The 16453-nt window shown below is 47.2% G+C and carries 19 protein-coding genes; all 19 read right to left on the reverse strand.

The annotated features are described in order from the left end of the window. Positions 1-5: 5 nt before the first annotated feature. Entirely contained in the window at positions 6-1211 is a 1206-nt protein-coding gene (locus tag QUE65_RS07750; RefSeq protein ID WP_286280464.1) for a flagellin N-terminal helical domain-containing protein, read from the reverse strand. A gap of 13 nt (positions 1212-1224) precedes the next feature. Continuing rightward, entirely contained in the window at positions 1225-3081 is a 1857-nt protein-coding gene (locus QUE65_RS07755; RefSeq protein ID WP_286280465.1) for a flagellar hook-associated protein FlgK, read from the reverse strand. Positions 3082-3098: 17 nt separating this feature from the next. Next, positions 3099-3530 carry a hypothetical protein gene (locus QUE65_RS07760; RefSeq protein WP_215369636.1) on the reverse strand — a complete coding sequence of 144 codons (432 nt, stop codon included), beginning with the start codon at positions 3528-3530 and terminating at the stop codon, positions 3099-3101. Then, positions 3530-4651, reverse strand: a complete 1122-nt coding sequence (locus QUE65_RS07765; protein ID WP_286280468.1) for a flagellar basal body P-ring protein FlgI — start codon at positions 4649-4651, stop codon at positions 3530-3532. Before QUE65_RS07765 ends, QUE65_RS07760 begins: the two co-directional genes overlap by 1 nt. 5 nt (positions 4652-4656) lie before the next feature. Beyond that, positions 4657-5382: a flagellar basal body L-ring protein FlgH gene (locus QUE65_RS07770; protein ID WP_286280469.1), complete on the reverse strand. Its 726-nt coding sequence runs from the start codon at positions 5380-5382 to the stop codon at positions 4657-4659. Positions 5383-5384: 2 nt separating this feature from the next. Continuing rightward, on the reverse strand, positions 5385-6173 hold the full coding sequence (flgG, locus tag QUE65_RS07775) for a flagellar basal-body rod protein FlgG (protein ID WP_286280471.1): 789 nt from the start codon (positions 6171-6173) through the stop codon (positions 5385-5387). Positions 6174-6192: 19 nt separating this feature from the next. Beyond that, positions 6193-6954, reverse strand: coding sequence for a flagellar basal body rod protein FlgF (gene flgF, locus QUE65_RS07780; RefSeq protein ID WP_286280473.1), 762 nt, complete (start codon positions 6952-6954; stop codon positions 6193-6195). Between the two features lie 27 nt (positions 6955-6981). Next, complete coding sequence (locus tag QUE65_RS07785) at positions 6982-8910, reverse strand: flagellar hook-basal body complex protein (protein ID WP_215369643.1); 1929 nt, start codon at positions 8908-8910, stop codon at positions 6982-6984. A 28-nt stretch (positions 8911-8938) separates the two neighbouring features. Further along, positions 8939-9631 (reverse strand): flagellar hook assembly protein FlgD, encoded by a 693-nt coding sequence (locus tag QUE65_RS07790; RefSeq protein WP_286280476.1) that lies wholly within the window; start codon positions 9629-9631, stop codon positions 8939-8941. A gap of 8 nt (positions 9632-9639) precedes the next feature. Further along, positions 9640-10044 (reverse strand): flagellar basal body rod protein FlgC, encoded by a 405-nt coding sequence (gene flgC / locus QUE65_RS07795; protein WP_286280477.1) that lies wholly within the window; start codon positions 10042-10044, stop codon positions 9640-9642. Next, on the reverse strand, positions 10041-10460 hold the full coding sequence (flgB, locus tag QUE65_RS07800; RefSeq protein ID WP_286280478.1) for a flagellar basal body rod protein FlgB: 420 nt from the start codon (positions 10458-10460) through the stop codon (positions 10041-10043). The genes flgC and flgB overlap by 4 nt, the downstream gene beginning before the upstream one ends. A gap of 208 nt (positions 10461-10668) precedes the next feature. Beyond that, on the reverse strand, positions 10669-11874 hold the full coding sequence (locus tag QUE65_RS07805) for a carbonic anhydrase (RefSeq protein WP_286280480.1): 1206 nt from the start codon (positions 11872-11874) through the stop codon (positions 10669-10671). 53 nt (positions 11875-11927) lie between these two features. Then, positions 11928-12740, reverse strand: a complete 813-nt coding sequence (locus QUE65_RS07810; RefSeq protein WP_286280481.1) for a hypothetical protein — start codon at positions 12738-12740, stop codon at positions 11928-11930. Further along, complete coding sequence (locus QUE65_RS07815) at positions 12730-13515, reverse strand: flagellar biosynthetic protein FliR (protein ID WP_286280483.1); 786 nt, start codon at positions 13513-13515, stop codon at positions 12730-12732. Before QUE65_RS07815 ends, QUE65_RS07810 begins: the two co-directional genes overlap by 11 nt. A gap of 13 nt (positions 13516-13528) precedes the next feature. Further along, positions 13529-13798, reverse strand: coding sequence for a flagellar biosynthetic protein FliQ (locus QUE65_RS07820; protein ID WP_215369656.1), 270 nt, complete (start codon positions 13796-13798; stop codon positions 13529-13531). A gap of 2 nt (positions 13799-13800) precedes the next feature. Continuing rightward, on the reverse strand, positions 13801-14544 hold the full coding sequence (gene fliP, locus QUE65_RS07825; RefSeq protein WP_286280486.1) for a flagellar type III secretion system pore protein FliP: 744 nt from the start codon (positions 14542-14544) through the stop codon (positions 13801-13803). After that, positions 14541-14879 (reverse strand): flagellar biosynthetic protein FliO, encoded by a 339-nt coding sequence (fliO, locus tag QUE65_RS07830; protein WP_215369658.1) that lies wholly within the window; start codon positions 14877-14879, stop codon positions 14541-14543. The genes fliP and fliO overlap by 4 nt, the downstream gene beginning before the upstream one ends. Before the next feature lie 7 nt (positions 14880-14886). Next, positions 14887-15264, reverse strand: coding sequence for a flagellar motor switch protein FliN (gene fliN / locus QUE65_RS07835; RefSeq protein ID WP_215369659.1), 378 nt, complete (start codon positions 15262-15264; stop codon positions 14887-14889). Beyond that, positions 15257-16426: a flagellar motor switch protein FliM gene (fliM, locus tag QUE65_RS07840; protein ID WP_286280488.1), complete on the reverse strand. Its 1170-nt coding sequence runs from the start codon at positions 16424-16426 to the stop codon at positions 15257-15259. The genes fliN and fliM overlap by 8 nt, the downstream gene beginning before the upstream one ends. Positions 16427-16453 lie beyond the last annotated feature (27 nt).

Genomic DNA, 16453 nt, shown 5'->3' on the forward strand with positions numbered 1-16453 from the left:
TAACACTACAGTTTTGAGAACAGGGAACTTTGTTGCAGCCGGGCAAACATCGCTTGCGCAGCATTTAACAAGGTTTGAGACCGTGTATAGGCAGCGGTAGCCGCAGCTAAATCCGTATCGAGCAAGGCTGATGCCGTTGCTGCCATTTCAGTACCAATTGTCCCCATAGCCTCTTTCGAAATATCGACTTGCGCAGCAATCCCGCCACTTCGTTGCTGGGCTGTAGTGATTCTATCAAAAATAGCATCTAGGCCGCTTTCAATCGCACCTGCCGTCTTGGTAAGGCTTGAGCCTGATGCTCGTTCGTCCAAATAGGTGACAAAATCGTTGATTTTTTGATACAGGTCAGAACTTGTCTCATTAACCCCACCGTCGGTAAATGTTGACTTCACACTGCCAGAGACCGCTGAAATAGTAGTTGCGGCATCTCCTGGGCTAACTTTTCCAGACCCAGCAGTAGTGGCCGCTAAAGTAAGAACGCCCGAACTAGCGCTGGCTGTACCCGTCCAATTTGCAATTGAGTTTCCTGCGCCAGTATTAGCAAAAGCACCAGTTGTACCTGCAGTATTTGAATTGAGATAAGCAACAAATTGGCTGGCAAGCGAACTGCCGGTAGTAGCAGCATTTGCCGTAAAGGTGACTGTGCCAATTCTGACCGTATCACCGCTCGCTAAGGTAAGCGCTGAGAAGTCAAACTGATCGGTTGCCGATGAATTTAGATAGTTTCCACTCAGATCAGAGAACTGAACGCCCGACTTAACGGTTAAATTAGGTTCAATCTGAACGTTGTAGATCGTTTCTGGAAAAATCGCATTACCCGTGGCATCCTTGGCAACCGACTGAGCTTTGATCGTATCTCGAATTTGCTCTGCTTGGATTTTGAGTGCTCTGAAATTATTACTATTTAGCGCACCGTTTTGTGACTGCACAAAGGCTTGTTTGAGCACGGTAATCTCATCAATGATTGTGCTCATTTGCGTTTGTGCAATGGCATGCGAACTCGCCACATAGTTTTGATTGGTTTTGTACATTTCCAATCGAGCAACATCAAACTCTAAACGTACCCCACGGGATACTGCATATGGGTTATCCGATGCTTTACTGTAATTCTTACCCGTACTGATTTTCTTTTGCCAAGCCATTGCATCGGCGAGACTACTCTCCATCGACTTAACGCCGGCTTCAAGAATTTGATTGGAGGAAACTCGCATGATTATTCCGTTTCTAGTTCATGATCGCTAAAAGCGTATTGAACATTTGATTTCCGGTTTGTAGGATTTTGGTGGATGCGCTATAGAGCTGTTGATACTTCAATAGGTTTGCAGCCTCTTCATCCAAATTCACACCAGATAATTGATCCCGTTGATCTTTCAAATTAGCCAATATGGTGTCATTGGCTTTTTGTGTATTTTTCCAGGTTGCAACTTGAACGCCGACATCGGTAACCAAATCAGCGACCACGTTTCCAAATAAGGAACTTTTTAATTGGGCTGTATTTGCATTCGCAGAGCTAATTTTGGGATTGAGTATATTTCCACCGTTGTAGTACATCAAGGGGTCGGTAGGTGCAATCGAGAGGAAATTTTCAGCAATCAATTGGTTTGATATAAAGACTGAATTACCGGTGTATCCCTCTTTCCACGTTGATATCGTTGGAGTGACACCGGTGCCACTCGCACTTAAGTTGGTGACATTTTGATTAGACGATGTGCTTGTAAATGCGACGTACTCACTTGAAGGTCCACCAGTTGACCAGCCAGCTAGAGTTCCGCTCGTAAATGTACCTCCGGCCGAGGCACCTAAACTCTTTCGAGTATTGATTGTGCCAGCAGCATCCCCAACTGCTAGGCTAGCAAATGCGTTAGCCACCTGCACCGCTGATGCTCCATTACTTCCAGCTGTAAATTCAAGACCGCCAATAATGACCGTTTGTCCAGCTGTCAATGCTTTAAAAGTTACGGTGGCCGTCTCAGTTTGCGCAGCAGAGCCTAAACTATCGTATAGATTTTTGACATCCACTTCGGAACTAACATTAAACGATGGGACACTGACCGTTAAGCGGCTGTCATTGAAATCCGAATACGTATTTGATCCGACCTTAAATCCAAAGATTCGGATTGGTGCAGACGTGCTATCGGTATCAACAATTGTTTCATTCGCAACTTTTACCAGTCCAATCGCTGCAGTATTTAAGCGCTGTTCCAGTTTAGGGATAAACTCATTTTTAAGAGTTAATAGCGCACCAGCCTGTCCACCATCAACCCCCTGAATGGTTTGCGTAGCAGTGATATTGCCATTCGATTGCTTAAAACTAACGGATAAACTTTTGCCATCGCCATTGATGCCGATCGTATTAGCCAATCCTCGCTCCACCAAAGGAAGTCCACCAACCAATTGTGTAGCTGTACCATCACTATTAATAAGCGACTGGCCACCGATTAATTTTTGTAAGTTGGCCAAGATTCGATCACGTTCATCGAGCAAATCAGCCGATGGTGCGCTATTACCTGGGCTATTGGCTTCAACGATTTGTTGATTGACCGCGGCCAAGGCGGGTAAGTAAGTATTAATTTGCCGAACGGTGTCGGTTAAGCCAGTACTACTATCACTTTTTAATTGGCTTACCAAGGTTGTAATGCCGGTCATTCGCTGCGCTACCACATTGGCTGATCCGGTAATCGCGGTTGCCAAAGCCTTGTTAGTTGGGTCTGCAGCGTACTTACCCATGGTATTGAAAAATTCTGTGATGGCGGAACTCAATCCGGCTGACTTATCCGCAATGACGCTGTCGATGGTTGAGACATACTGCACTAATGTCTCGGAGTTTGATGACTTCGCTTGTTGATTCAGTAATTGGGCGCCAATTAATGAGGAGTACTCACGGGTGAAACCCTCGACGGCAAAACTACTGCCATTGAGCATTAATGAATTGGGTGCTAAGGCGTCCATAATGGTCGACGCACTACGTCTGGAGTACCCCTCAACCGAGGTTCCAGCAACGTTTTGCGAGGTCACCAAGATGCCCGCTTGGGCAATCTTTAGCGCCGCACTTGCCGATTCATTAATCGAATAAATACCCATGATTTCGTTCTAAAGCCTTAATTTTTAAATGGAAGTGGGTTAGGCCGCATATACTTATTGAGCACGGGCGAAGCCACTTCATCCTTACTGTTTACGGCCTTTTTCTCATTAGCGATTAATTGCTTAATATTGGATTGCTCAAGAAGCTGTTCGGCCATCTTGTCGCCAAATCCAATCTTTTTAGACTTTGATAACAGATCGGCTAAACGATCATCCATCATTTGCAGGTAAGCCATCGAGGTTGAACTTTTTGGTTCAGGGCTATTGATATTGGTACTTCTGGCAACGCTTAGCAATTGACGCAGCAAGGTGCGTTCAAAGCCTTCGGCTGCTTCCCGAATCTTCTTCTCCGACTTGGTAATTTCGTCAGGCTTTTTGGCTTTATCCGACTTATTCACCAATCGCGCAGAAGATGAATCGATTGTGGTTAAAGAAAATAAGGGGCTCATTAGATAACCTCCAACTCCGCACGCAATGCGCCTGCTGCACGCAGAGCTTGCAATATTGAAATCAGGTCTTGCGGGGTTGCGCCCAACATATTGAGGGCTTTCACAACCTGATCTAAATTTGCACCACTATCCACCCTGATTAAGCTGTTTTCTTTACCATTGTCAGTAATCGATGCGGTATCTTGCGTCGTTACGGTAGTTTGTCCACGACTAAACGGTAATGGTTGGCTCGTGGTTGGTGTTTGTTCAATGCGAACGGTCAAGCTGCCATGGGCTACAGCAGCGGGCGATAACTGCACCGCTTGATTAATCACCACCGATCCTGTTCTCGAGTTGAGTACCACTTTAGCGGGTCCACTCACTGCAGGAACATCAAGATCTTGCAAGGCTGCCATAAAGGCCGTGCGACGCAACGGATCCGTCGGTACGCGTACATTGAGAGCCCGCGCATCAATGGGGATTGCGGTTCCCAAACCAAAACGTCGTCCAATCGCTTCTGCGGTTCGTTGCATTAAGCTAAAGTCAGCGCGACGCAGATCCAACTGCACGAACTCATCGACTAGGAGTGCTGGGACTGCGCGTTCAATAATGGCACCCGATGGGATGCGTCCAGCCGATAAATGATTTACCGATGTTTGGGCACCACCCGCTGCGGCTCTGGCGCCACCAATCACCAAGTTTCCTTGTGCTTGCGCATAGACTTGACCATCGGCCGCTTTAAGCGGGGTCATCACCAAGGTTCCACCTTTTAAACTCGTTGCGTTACCAAGCGATGAGACCGTGACGTCAATTTGCTGTCCTGGCTTTGATAATGGTGGAAACTCAGCAGTAACCATCACTGCGGCAGTATTACGTAGCTGCGCTTGAGTACCAGTTAATGGTAGCGTCACGCCCAAGACCCCGATCATTTGCAATACGCTTTGTAGGGTAAATGGTGTTTGGGTGGTTTGGTCACCGGTTCCATCTAAACCCACTACTAATCCATAACCAACGAGTTGATTAGGACGCTGTCCAGCTATATCTGCAAAATCTTTAATCCGATCTGCAAAAGCAGTATTCGAGATCACGCTAATGCACAGTACGAGCGTGATGGTTCTAATTTTTTGGATAGAGAGGCGCATGATGATTAGAATGGGGCTATCTTCAATAGTAGGCGTGTAAACCAACCAACGCCCTGGGTATCATCGGTTGCTCCACGTCCACGATATTCAATACGGGCATCGGCAACCTCTTGCGAGTTCACACGATTAAATACCAATGTATTGGGATTGACTACACCACCAAACCGAATAATCTCTTCTTCATTACTAATGGCGACTTGTTTTTCGCCAGCAACAACTAGATTGCCGTTAGATAACACTTCAATCACAGTAACCGTAATCGTTCCAGCGAATGTGTTGTTTGCAGCACTCGCTCCAGAGCCCTCACTCTTAATCTCGCCAGTCCCATCAAAATTCGCAATCTGATTAATGCCTGTGTACCATCCTTTTGGTAATGTCGCCGCTCCAGGCGTAAATTCACTATTGATCGTAGCTTTACGTTGTGCTGCCATATTTGAATTCTTCGCCGCACTCGTGGTCTCATTCAAAACCACGGTTAGGGTATCGCCTACATTTCTGGCACGCCGATCTTCAAACAAAGGGCGATGGCTTACCATTGAAACATAGGGCCCACCAGCATTGGCTGGGTATAGGCTGCCCATATTGGCAGATGTTTCTTGTATGGGTTTTGGTCGGGCGCTTGTCGGTGTTTGCAATAGAGTCGGACGATCAGCACTCGCGCAAGCGCCAAGTATTCCGACACAAACTGAACCGAGTGTGAGGTATGCGATCGTACGCTTATAGAGTTTCATACTTATTGCCCTAAGTTACTAACGCGTTGCAAGATTTGATCGGATGCGGTCACAGCGCGGGTGTTAATTTCATATGCCCTTTGCGCTGCAATCAGATTCACTAATTCTTCAGCCACGTTTACGTTCGATTGTTCGACGTAATATTGCTGTATGGTTCCCATACCATTGGTTCCGGCAATTTGATTTTGTGCCGTACCAGATGCTGGTGAAGGAATAAAATTATTTCCACCAATGGCGACTAATCCCGCAGGATTAGCAAAATTAGCCATCGTAATTTGACCCGCTTGGGTTAAGGTGGCCGATCCTTGGGTGGAGTATTGCACGAGGCCAGCTTGGCTAATCGTGATACTCGTTGCAGTACTCGGAATCACACCCGCACCCGCAACCACATTACCCGCTTGGGTCACAATTTGTCCCGTCGCACTCAAACTAAATTGCCCTTGGCGGGTGTAAGCCAAGGTACCATCAGCTAGCTGAATCTGGAAAAAGCCATTGCCATTAATCGCAACGTCGAGTTGATTGCCGGTTTGTAACATCGATCCTTGAATCATGATGCGCTCAGTCGATGTCACTGCCGATCCAGCGCCCACTTGCAATCCAGTAGGCAGTAAGTTTTGGGCATTACTCGATGATCCTGCCGCACGTAGTGTTGTGTACAACAGATCCTGGAACATCGGCTGAACACGTTTAAATGCAGTGGTTGATGAATTGGCGAGATTATTGGTAATCACGTCCAGATTCATCTGCTGGGCATCCATCCCCGTTTTCGATATCCATAGTGAGCGTAGCATCGATTTCTCTTTCTTTTAATTAACCACGTGATAAGGAAACTAGGCCTATCGCTGCCCTAGCATTTTGGTCAGCGGTTTGAACAGCACGAAAGTTCAGATCAAATAGACGGCTTTGGTCAATCATCTGCACCATCGCCAAAGTTGGATTGACGTTACTACCCTCAAATGCGCCTTGGGCTACCCGGACTGAACCATCGGGAGGTGCTTGCGTTCCAGGAAGGTCAAAAAATCCGTCTTCAGCACGTTGCAAACTATTTGGATTGGGGTTAACCAGCTTTAATTTACCTGCTTGGTTCAGAAACTGTGTTCCTGGTAACTGAGTAAATACGCCACCATCTTCAGCAATCTGAATCGTGGCGTTCGGTGGAATCGTAATTAAGCCCCCGGTACCAATCACTGGAATGTCACGCCCTACTTTGAGCGTGCCATTTTCATCCACCATGAACTTACCATTGCGCGTGTAGGTTTCTTGACCATCTGGGCGACGCACAGCAAAAAATCCATCGCCTTTGATGACAACATCTAGTGGATTGCCGGTAGTTTGCACCGATCCTGCTGTGAAATTACTTCCTGGTGTCGTGTCGATTGCAAAGACTCGGGTATCGGCGCCATTCCCCTGAAATGGCTCGCCATCACCGCGCAGAGGTACCGCCCGAAACGCACTAATGACTTCCTTAAAGCCTGGAGTTAAACCATTGGCCAAGTTATTACTGGTCACCGCCAACTGCTCGGTTGAGGCTTTTGCCCCAGTCATCGAGACGTATGCGAAGCGGTTAATCATGGTCTAGTTCCTGGCTTCCTAATTGGTTTATTGGCCAATCCGCAAGGTGTCATCAACCAGCGTTGCTACTTGCACTTTGGTTGCCTGTGATGCAGCTGAGTAAGCGCGTTGCAACACCATGAGTTTTACCAATTGCTGAGTTAAATCAACGTTAGACTCTTCAACTGCCTGTGCACGAATTGCTCCCATTTGAGAGCCGTTTGGAGTGTCTTCGAGTGGATCACCAGATACGGCAGAGGCTTGGAATCCGTTACCGCCAACTGGTACTAATCCCTCAAAGTTATTGAAGGTTGCTAGGATCAACTGGCCCTTAACAATCGATTTACCATTGTCATACTGAGCAACCAGCTTTCCATAAGAATCAAATGAGTAAGCGGTTAATTGAGCGGTTGGCGAACCGTCCTGAGTATTAGTATAGGTTTGAGCAAATGATGAGTAACCGGTAGTATCTGTGCTACTTAAAGTGAAGCCAATCGTACCGCCATTTGCTGTCTTACCCCATGTATTTCCTATACTGGGCCCAGCAGTAATTGTTAATTTTGTATTGAATTGTGGCTTATCGTATGCATCGCGAGACAATGAATCTAAATTTTTACCCGCGACAAATGCCATTGTTCCCAGTGAAGTTTGTTCACTATTAGTAACTCCAGATAACTTAACCGATGTCTTACCAGTTCCAGTAATATCGGAACCAACAGGAATGCCATCAATTGTTGCAAATACTGCGTAGCGATCTGCTTGAACAACGTATGTTGAATCAGATGTACCACTAAAGTTAGATTGTTTAACAGTTAATATTGTTCCATCACTTAATTTAAGGTCATAAATTGATCCCAGCTTGCCACTTCCTGAAGCGGCTGCTGTTCTTGCGCTAACCGTTAAAGATATTGTTGCCCCATCAACAGTTGCAGATAATGAATCAGATCCGCCATAATCTTTACCTGTTTCTGTTATGACAGCGCTTGTTACACTTCCTCCAGATACAGTGAAAGTAGCTTTTGCTCCGCTTCCAAATCCACCTGACAAAGATAAATCTTTATAAATTCCGTCCTTTAGTCCGGAACCTGCACCCGAAATTGTTAAGGTTTTAACTCCATTAAGACCTTCTAAACCGCCACTGAGATAGGTTAACTTTGCATTACTAAGAGTTTGAGTAGAGCCGGTAACCGTAGAAGGTACAGCTGTTGTAGCTATTTTATCAGTCTGCTCTCCGTTTTGAGTTGTGCCAAGTGACTGCTTAACATCAAATGTAAATTTTGTTCCGGTTGATGCACTATCTGTCAGCGTGAGATCAGAGGAATTTACCTTTTTGTAATACAAGGACAATATATGCGATTTACCAAGACTATCGTATACAGTTTGTGATGTCGATTGACTGTAACTAGCAGGATCTAATGGATCAAATAATCTACCTGAAAGTGTATCCGCTCGGTTATCAATATTGATATTGATCGTTGACTCTCGAGTTGGAACTTGAGATAAGGGCTCATCATCCAGCTTTAATGTTGACTTAGTATTTGTGATGATATTACCCTTGCTATCGGCGGCATAACCAACCAAAAATAATCCGTTCTCATTCACGATCCGCTTATTCGCATCAACAGCAAACTGGCCATTACGGGTGTACTGAAATTTCTGTGGGTTCTCTGTTGGGGTTGTTCCGTCTACTTGTTTTGCTAGGATGAACATACCAGGACCGGCAATTGCGAGATCCAATGGGTTTTGCGTTCCCGAAATCGTTCCATAGGTATTGGCACGACGAATGATCATTCGTGAGGTTCCCATACCGGCGCGGTCACGGCTTTGCGGGTTTTGGGCTTTGAAGAACTGGTCAGCAAACACATACTCGGCAGATTTATAACCGACCGTTTGTCCGTTTGCGATGTTATTACTGGTAACGTCAATCGCCTCGGAGAATGCATTTAAGGCTGATAGACCGATTCCGTACTGTGCCATAGTGCTACCCTTCTTTCTTCAAAAATATTTAGTTAACCCACTGCGTAACTTCTGAGGCTTTAATGCTGCGACCATCCGCGAGCTTTAATAAAGCTTGACCTGAACTACCATCCTTCAAAATCGAGACCACAGGTGATCCAACATAAGCAGTTGGCGTCTCATTGGCACCAGCGCTGTTTTTGCCAGTAATCTCAACCCGATAAATTCCGTTTGGCATGGTTGCGCCGCTGGCGTCTTTGCCATCAAATGCAAAATTGGTCATACCGCTATTGAGATTTCCAAGGTCAGCTGTACCCACTACATTGCCACTCGCATCCTTAATGGTTGCAACCACACCTTGCAAGGGGTTAGCCAGATTGGCTCCAAGAATGACTTCGCTGCCCATGAAATTAATCGTGTTACCAGCAACCATGGGGCTGTGGCCAATTAGGGTTGCCTGATTTAAGAAGTTCGCGCTTTGCATCTGCGCCAACATCGACTGCATCGAAGTGTTCATCGTGCCCATGCTGCTCACCATATTCAGCTGGGACATCTGTGCGGTCATGGTCGACGCATCCATCGGACTCATCGGATCTTGGTTCTTAATCTGCGCAATGAGCAGTTTCAGAAAGTTTTGAGTTTGATCCGCAGCGCTCATTCCGGTATTGGGATCGGTATCCCGTGGCCGATTTGCCGCTGCTGGGTCATAGGTACGAATACCACTCATTGGGGATGTTGCCATAGCGACCTCTATTTACCTAAATCCAATGTTTTAAGCATCAATTGCCGTGAAACGTTCATGGCTTCGATGTTCATTTGATACGAGCGTTGTGCCGAGATCATGTTCACCATCTCTTCAACGGGGTTTACGTTGGGCATATCCACATAACCAGCAGCATCGGCTTTGGGGTGACCAGGGCGATACTCGCGACGAAACGGCTCACGACTTTCCCGAATCTCAGTGACTGCCACGCCTGACCCTGCTGAATTGGTACTCGGCAACACTGAGAAAACCACTTGACGGGCTCGGTATGCGCGCCCATCAGGTCCAGAAACGCTGTCCACGTTTGCGATGTTGGACGAGATCACATTCAAGCGCATCGCTTGAGCAGTTAAACCCGTCGCACCGATATCAAAGGACCCTAGAAGGCTCATGAGGCTTGTCCAGTAATTGCAGATAAGCGGCTACGAATAGTGCCGCCTAAGAAGGTCAGTGCTGCCTCGGTAAATACCGAGTTTTTCGTAAATTGACTGAGCTCGATATCGCCATCGACCGTATTACCATCCATCGATGGTTGATTGGGGACACGATAGAGCAAACCGGGATCTTCCATCGAGGGCTTAATCGCAATATGTGCCTGATGGGTCAGCGCTAAAGGGATTGAATTTGGAAAACGGCTTTTGCCAGCTAACTCGTTCTCTAGGGTTTTGGCAAAGTCGATATCCCGAGCCTTGTAGCCAGGGGTATCGGAGTTGGCTAGATTGTTGGCCAAAATCTCCTGACGCCGCGTACGCAATTTAAGCGCAGCTTCGTGAAAAACCAGCGAGTCGTATTTTGGTACAGCGTTCATCAAGCTTTCCTTCAATCTCACCTTTGGCAATGGCCAAAAGTCCAAAAGTCAGTGAGATATAAGCAAAAGCTATGCCAATATAGCTAAGATATTGTTTTGATTACTTATTTATGCTTGAATTTAAGCAAGAATTGGGTCATCAAGCCGGAATTGTTGGTCCAACAATCCCTTCCTGAATCAATCGCGGTAAATTTTGCCGGTTTGGCGTTTAACGCGACTCTTTAATCACCCGATCGCCCCGCATTTGCAGGGGTCGAGCGTTATTGGAATAAATCTGACCAAAACTATGAACCTGCTGGGCAGAAACCAATACCGGGTTTTTCATGACAATCCAGGTCACTCCCTCAGTACACGGCGGCTCGGTCAAGGAACCGATGTAAGTGAAATAGCTCTTATTTTCTGGGAGGAACTGGTTGGGATTGATGGCCACATTGGGTGGAGATACCACCTGATTCTTGACTAGAGGAACATTATTGAGAACGATCTGAAAAACGGCACTTTCTTTAGGCGGGGTGTCCCAGCGCGATTTTTTAGCCGCTTCGAATAATTTTGGGGAGGAGCTAAGCATTACGGCCACAATCACTTGGCTGCCATCGAAATGCTGATGGACAAGGTGGACCGACATCTCAAAGCGCTCGCCATTAAACGCTTCTTCACTGGGCTTATGAAAATCCAAGCTCATGAGACGGTACTGTTTCTCATTAAAGAAGATGGTGTTGCCTTCAGCGCCAATGATCTCAACGGTGCGTCCGTTATCCATAATGGATAAGAAGAAGGGGCGATACTCAAAGACCACCGGAGTCAAATCAGCCTTCACCGCATTATCAAAATTAATATTGATGGGCGACTGCATCTTGCCTTTAGAGCACAAGAGGTTTTCTTTCTTTAGATTTGCCCAATTCTCTGGGCCGCCAGGACCATCGGCATAGGTCCATGGGATCTCGGGTGCTGGAGGCGGTGGAGTTACTACCGGTTTAGCCGCTGCAGTTGGCTTTGCTTCGGGTTTGGCTTCTGGTTTAGCCGCAACCTTTTGTTCAGGTTTAACCTCAGGCTTGGGTGGATACGGGGCAGGCAAATCACTGCTTCGCAAGACAATGTCTCCGGATCCCTTATTAATCTTTTGAATCAGCGCTTCAGCCATATCCTGATCGGTGGGCGGTCCACTTTTTGGAGTCGCCGCGGTGCTCGATTTAGCTACGCTTGGAGCGGTGGGTGCGACCGGTTTAGCAACCACCGGTGGAGTTGGGGCAGCGGGTTGAGCAATCGCTGCTGCTTGAGGCTGAGATTGGGGCTGGGCCTTGGGTGCAGTTTTATCGTCAGCGGCCAAGGAGTGCGATGCACAAAAAATGATGGCGCTTAGACCACAAAGCGCTTTTGTGGAGGGGTGAGCGGTGTGATTTAAATGTCTATTCATAATGGTACTTACGGTTTTTATTCCAAAACAGTTAAATAAGTTAGTGGTTACTGTTAGTTAGAGCTCTTCTTGGCTGGGGGTTTAGCCGTTTTCGGGTTGGTGGTTGGAGTTGAGCTGGGTGGCGGAGTTAAGCTTGGCAATGGATCAATTTGTGGCGTTTTGCTGGTCGCAAACATCCACTCGCATTTCATGAGACCGGCCACGTTTTCTTGGCTATTGAGCGGAGTCGATTGTCTGATGGCCGCCTCTAGCGCCGCGTCGCTGGGAGGTGGGGTGTAATCGTTAATGTTCATCCAACGGATAAACCGGGTATAGAGACCGCCTAATTTGGGAGCCTTGCCAGGATCAGCATAAAAGTTAGCACTGCAAATTTGTAAGCGGCGCTCGATCTCACTTCCAGGAATGTAATAACCATCAATCAACAGCCTAGCGATCTTTTCATTGCAACGCGCCCAGTTGGCGAGTTCTGTTTTGGCCCCCGTGGTGGCGAAGACATCCGAGCGATCATTAATCAACTTATCAATTTCGCACTGCATGCGTTGGCCCCGAACCTCTAAGCGTTTACAGATGATGGCCCCATCCTCCGCATAGGGGTTGGATGCTTTACGCGATGCGGGCATCGGAAATTTTTGCTCACAATCAGTGGGGCCTGCTTGACCCTCGCCCAACGCTGGATCCGGTTTTGGTGCCGCAGGAGCCTCCTCATCTTGAAGGGGGATTGGCTCTGACCGAATAATGATTTTGGGTTCACTGGGGGCTGGACTGGGGCTCTGCGCTTGCGCCCCTATTGCGTGACTACTGAAAAGGCATGCGCACAGCGCATTAGTTACGTAGCGCGCGATCGAGGACGATTGACTACGGACCATTTTTTACTCCCAAACCTTGCCGAATGAGTTGCATCGGCTCCTCTAACGAACGCTTTAAAACATCGGGTAAGTCTGGGAGCACGATCACTAAGACCAAGAACGCCAAGGGAATACTAATCGCAAAGCCGACCGAGAATAAATTCATTTGCGGGCTGGTTCTTCCTAAAAACGCTTGGGTCATATTAAACATGATGTAAACCAATAATACGGGCATCGCCAAAATTAAACCCAATCGAAAGGAGCTCGTCAATATATCAATCACCCCTTGAATACTCCACTGACTTGGCCATACTCCAAAAGGGAGTGTTTTAAAACTAGAGAGCACAAGATCAAGAACGAGTAAATGAATGTTCAGAGCGAAACACAGGGCAATCATGATGAGCCCCAGAAACTGCCCGACTAATCCCGAGTCCAACATCGGATCATTAAAGAAGGTGGATGCAAAACTAAATCCCGCCTGAAACGACAGCACTTCCGCAGCCACGTCGACCGCCATCAAGCCCAAACGAATCATGAAGCCGATAAACGCTCCGGTGGCTAGTTCAATCATGACAAAGAAAAAGTTAATGCTGCCCCCGGGCGTTGGAAAATTTTCAGTACCGACAAAGGGGAAAACATAAAAAGCCAACAATAGAGTTAAGAGAACCCTAAACTGCATCGGCAATGCGCGAAATGCAAACATGGGTGCCGTCAGAAAAAGGCCAAAGATGCGAACCGAGGCCAGCATCAACACCAACATGTATTGCTCAATTTGCAAGCCGGTGATGGTGATCATGATGAACTGTGAACTAACTAATCAAACCAGGAATGCGACCGAGTAATTCTTTGATGTAATCAACAAATAAGGCAAGGGTTACTGGGCCTGCTAGTAAAACAACCAAACCAAAGACCACTAATTTGGGAACAAAGGCCACGGTTGATTCATTAATTGAGGTAGCGGCTTGCAAAATACCAAGGACCAATCCCACCACCAAGAGTGCTAGTAAGGTGGGGCCCGCCAAGAATGCGGCCATGCGCAATGCTTGGAACACGAGATCGATGATTTGTCCGCTTTCCATGGCTAATTAAAGTAACTTTGCACCAGCGATAAGGACAATAAGGTCCAACCGTCAGCTAAGGCAAACACTATTAGCTTGAGCGGAAGCGAAAACATCATGGGCGAGACCATCACCATTCCGAGCGAGGTCAAAATACTGGCCACTGCAAAGTCAATCGCTAAAAACGGTAAATAGATGACAAAGCCAATTAAAAATCCGGTTTTAATTTCTGAAATCGCAAACGCCGGAATTAAAACAGTCATCGGCACATCTTCACGGTTATCAATGGGCTTGCCATACATTTTGGCAAACAAATTGAGATCATCGCGCCGCGTTTGCTTCAACATGAACTCTTTTAACGGTACCGAGCCAATATCAACCGCTTGAGCAAAGTTAATTTTGCCTGCGGTATACGGTTGATATGCTTTTTGATAAATGCTCTCAAACACGGGGTTCATGATGAAGAGTGTCAAAAAGAAAGATAGTCCAATCAACACAATATTAGGCGGCATGGTTGTTAGTCCCAGCGCCTGCCGTAATAATGAAAACACAATCAAGATGCGAGTAAAACTCGTTAACAGAATTAACGCGGCAGGCAAAAAACTCAGAGCCGTCAGGGCTAGTACCGTCTCCACTGGAACGGCATAGACCGTACTGCCTCCTGCTGCTTTCGTGGTCACCAAAGGTAAAGATTGTGCCCATGCAAGCTCAGGAGCCAAAAGGAGTGCAAACGGACTAACTAAGAGCCAGAGCACAAAACGCCTCACGACACTTTCCTTTTAACAAACCGCTTAAGGTTGATTGAGAAATCCAAAGAATTATTTTGCTGGGTTAGGTTCGCCAAATCTTCTGGCGCTAATTCCATCAGTAAATTAATTTGATTGGGTGAATGTCCGAGTACTAATATTCGGCCAAGGACATTTACCACCAAAATACGTTCGCGCGGGCCGATGGCCTGTTGCGCAAGGATCTTAACATTTGGATTCGATGCCTTCGTCGCGGCATCCCGCTTAACGATGTATGCGACTACCCAAATTAAACCGGCGGCTAGGGCAAGCCAAAAGAAGGAAAACCAAAGCATGCCTCCAAGCGAGGGGTTCATGCTCGACTCAACGGTTAATTTTGCGTAAACGCTCTGCCGGAGTAACGATATCGGTTAGGCGAATACCGTAACGATCGTTCACAATCACGACTTCTCCCTGAGCAACGAGGCAACCATTGACAACGACCTCAAGGGGCTCGCCAGCCAGAATATCAAGCTCAATTACCGAACCATAGGTCAAGTTCAATAAATTCCGAATTTGCATCTTGGCGCGCCCAAGTTCCACAGTCACCTGAACGGGCACATCCATGACCAGATCAATTTCGTTGAAGTCCGCGCCCACTTTTGCACCATCTTCCAAATTGGAAAAATTGGCTTTTCGTAGGGAGCCAGCTAAATCTTTACTCGTCAGGGATTTAGCTAAATCATTATCATTTTCAGCCATTTGTATCCCCTTTTTGATTTCCCTCGGTTGAACCTGTTTCGACTTTAGCCGAAGACATCTCGGCCGCTGAATTGATTGTATCGCTTACTGCTGATTTCGCTAAATCCGTAGGACTTACGGTTTGTACGTCAGCACCATCGGCAAGGGGCGCTGCCCCATCCTGAAACTGTTCATACAACTCACCCTGCTCGGCTCCGCGCATCATGCTTGGCCCCAAGCGCGCACTCTCAAGCGGGCTCTTTAAAAACTCGGCAGGATGCTGAATCGTTTGAATCTTGACCGAATACCGGCCATTTTTGACCCCGTACTGGCCTCGGATCACTGGCAGACCATCAACGAAGACCGTAACCGGATCCATGATCTCAATTGGGATAATCTCACCCACCGCTAATGAGGCGACCTCGCCAAGCAACATTTGTTTTCTGGCAAGAACTGCAACGGCGGTCACGGGGGCCTCATGCACTTGATCGGATAGCAAATTAGCCCAGTGCTCGTCAGGCTCGCTCGCAAATCCTTGCATGTTGTTATAGAGAATCGACTTAACGGGCTCTAAGACCCAAAACGGAATGCACAGATCAACATCCCCAGGGCGGCCATTAATCTCAATTGTAAATTTGGAATGCAAAACCATCTCGCTTGGCGAGGTAATTTTGGCAAAGCCAAAGTTGGTTTCTTGGCGCATGAAATCAAACTTGATTTCGTAGACAGCTTTCCACGCCTTTTCATATTCGCTTAGCAACGCATCGACTAAGCGACGGATGATACGCAACTCGGTCGCAGTATATTCGCGCAAACTCAAGCGCGGCGGCAACCGTCCTTCGCCACCAAACATGTTATCAATGGCGATGTAGACCACGCCCGGGTCCACAATCCAGCAACCCACACCGCGCAATGGCCGAATCCCAACGATATTGATATTGGTGCGCTCAGGAAACTCGTTAACGAAGTTCTCGTAGCTCTTCACCACCGGCAAATGCATTTGCACCTCAATCGGTGCGCGGATCATATTAAATAGCGTCAGGCGAACAGCGCGGCTAAAGCGCTCATGAATGAGCTCCAGCGTAGGCATACGCCGACGCGCAATGATCTTGGATTTGTCGAACATCTCACGCTGATCAACAGCGTTGATGTTCATTTCAAAGTTAACGTCCTGATCTGCCATTTTTTTCCTGTGGAGTACTCCAGCAGA

The organism is Polynucleobacter sp. HIN8 (genome assembly GCF_030297615.1).
Classification (GTDB): Bacteria; Pseudomonadota; Gammaproteobacteria; order Burkholderiales; family Burkholderiaceae; genus Polynucleobacter.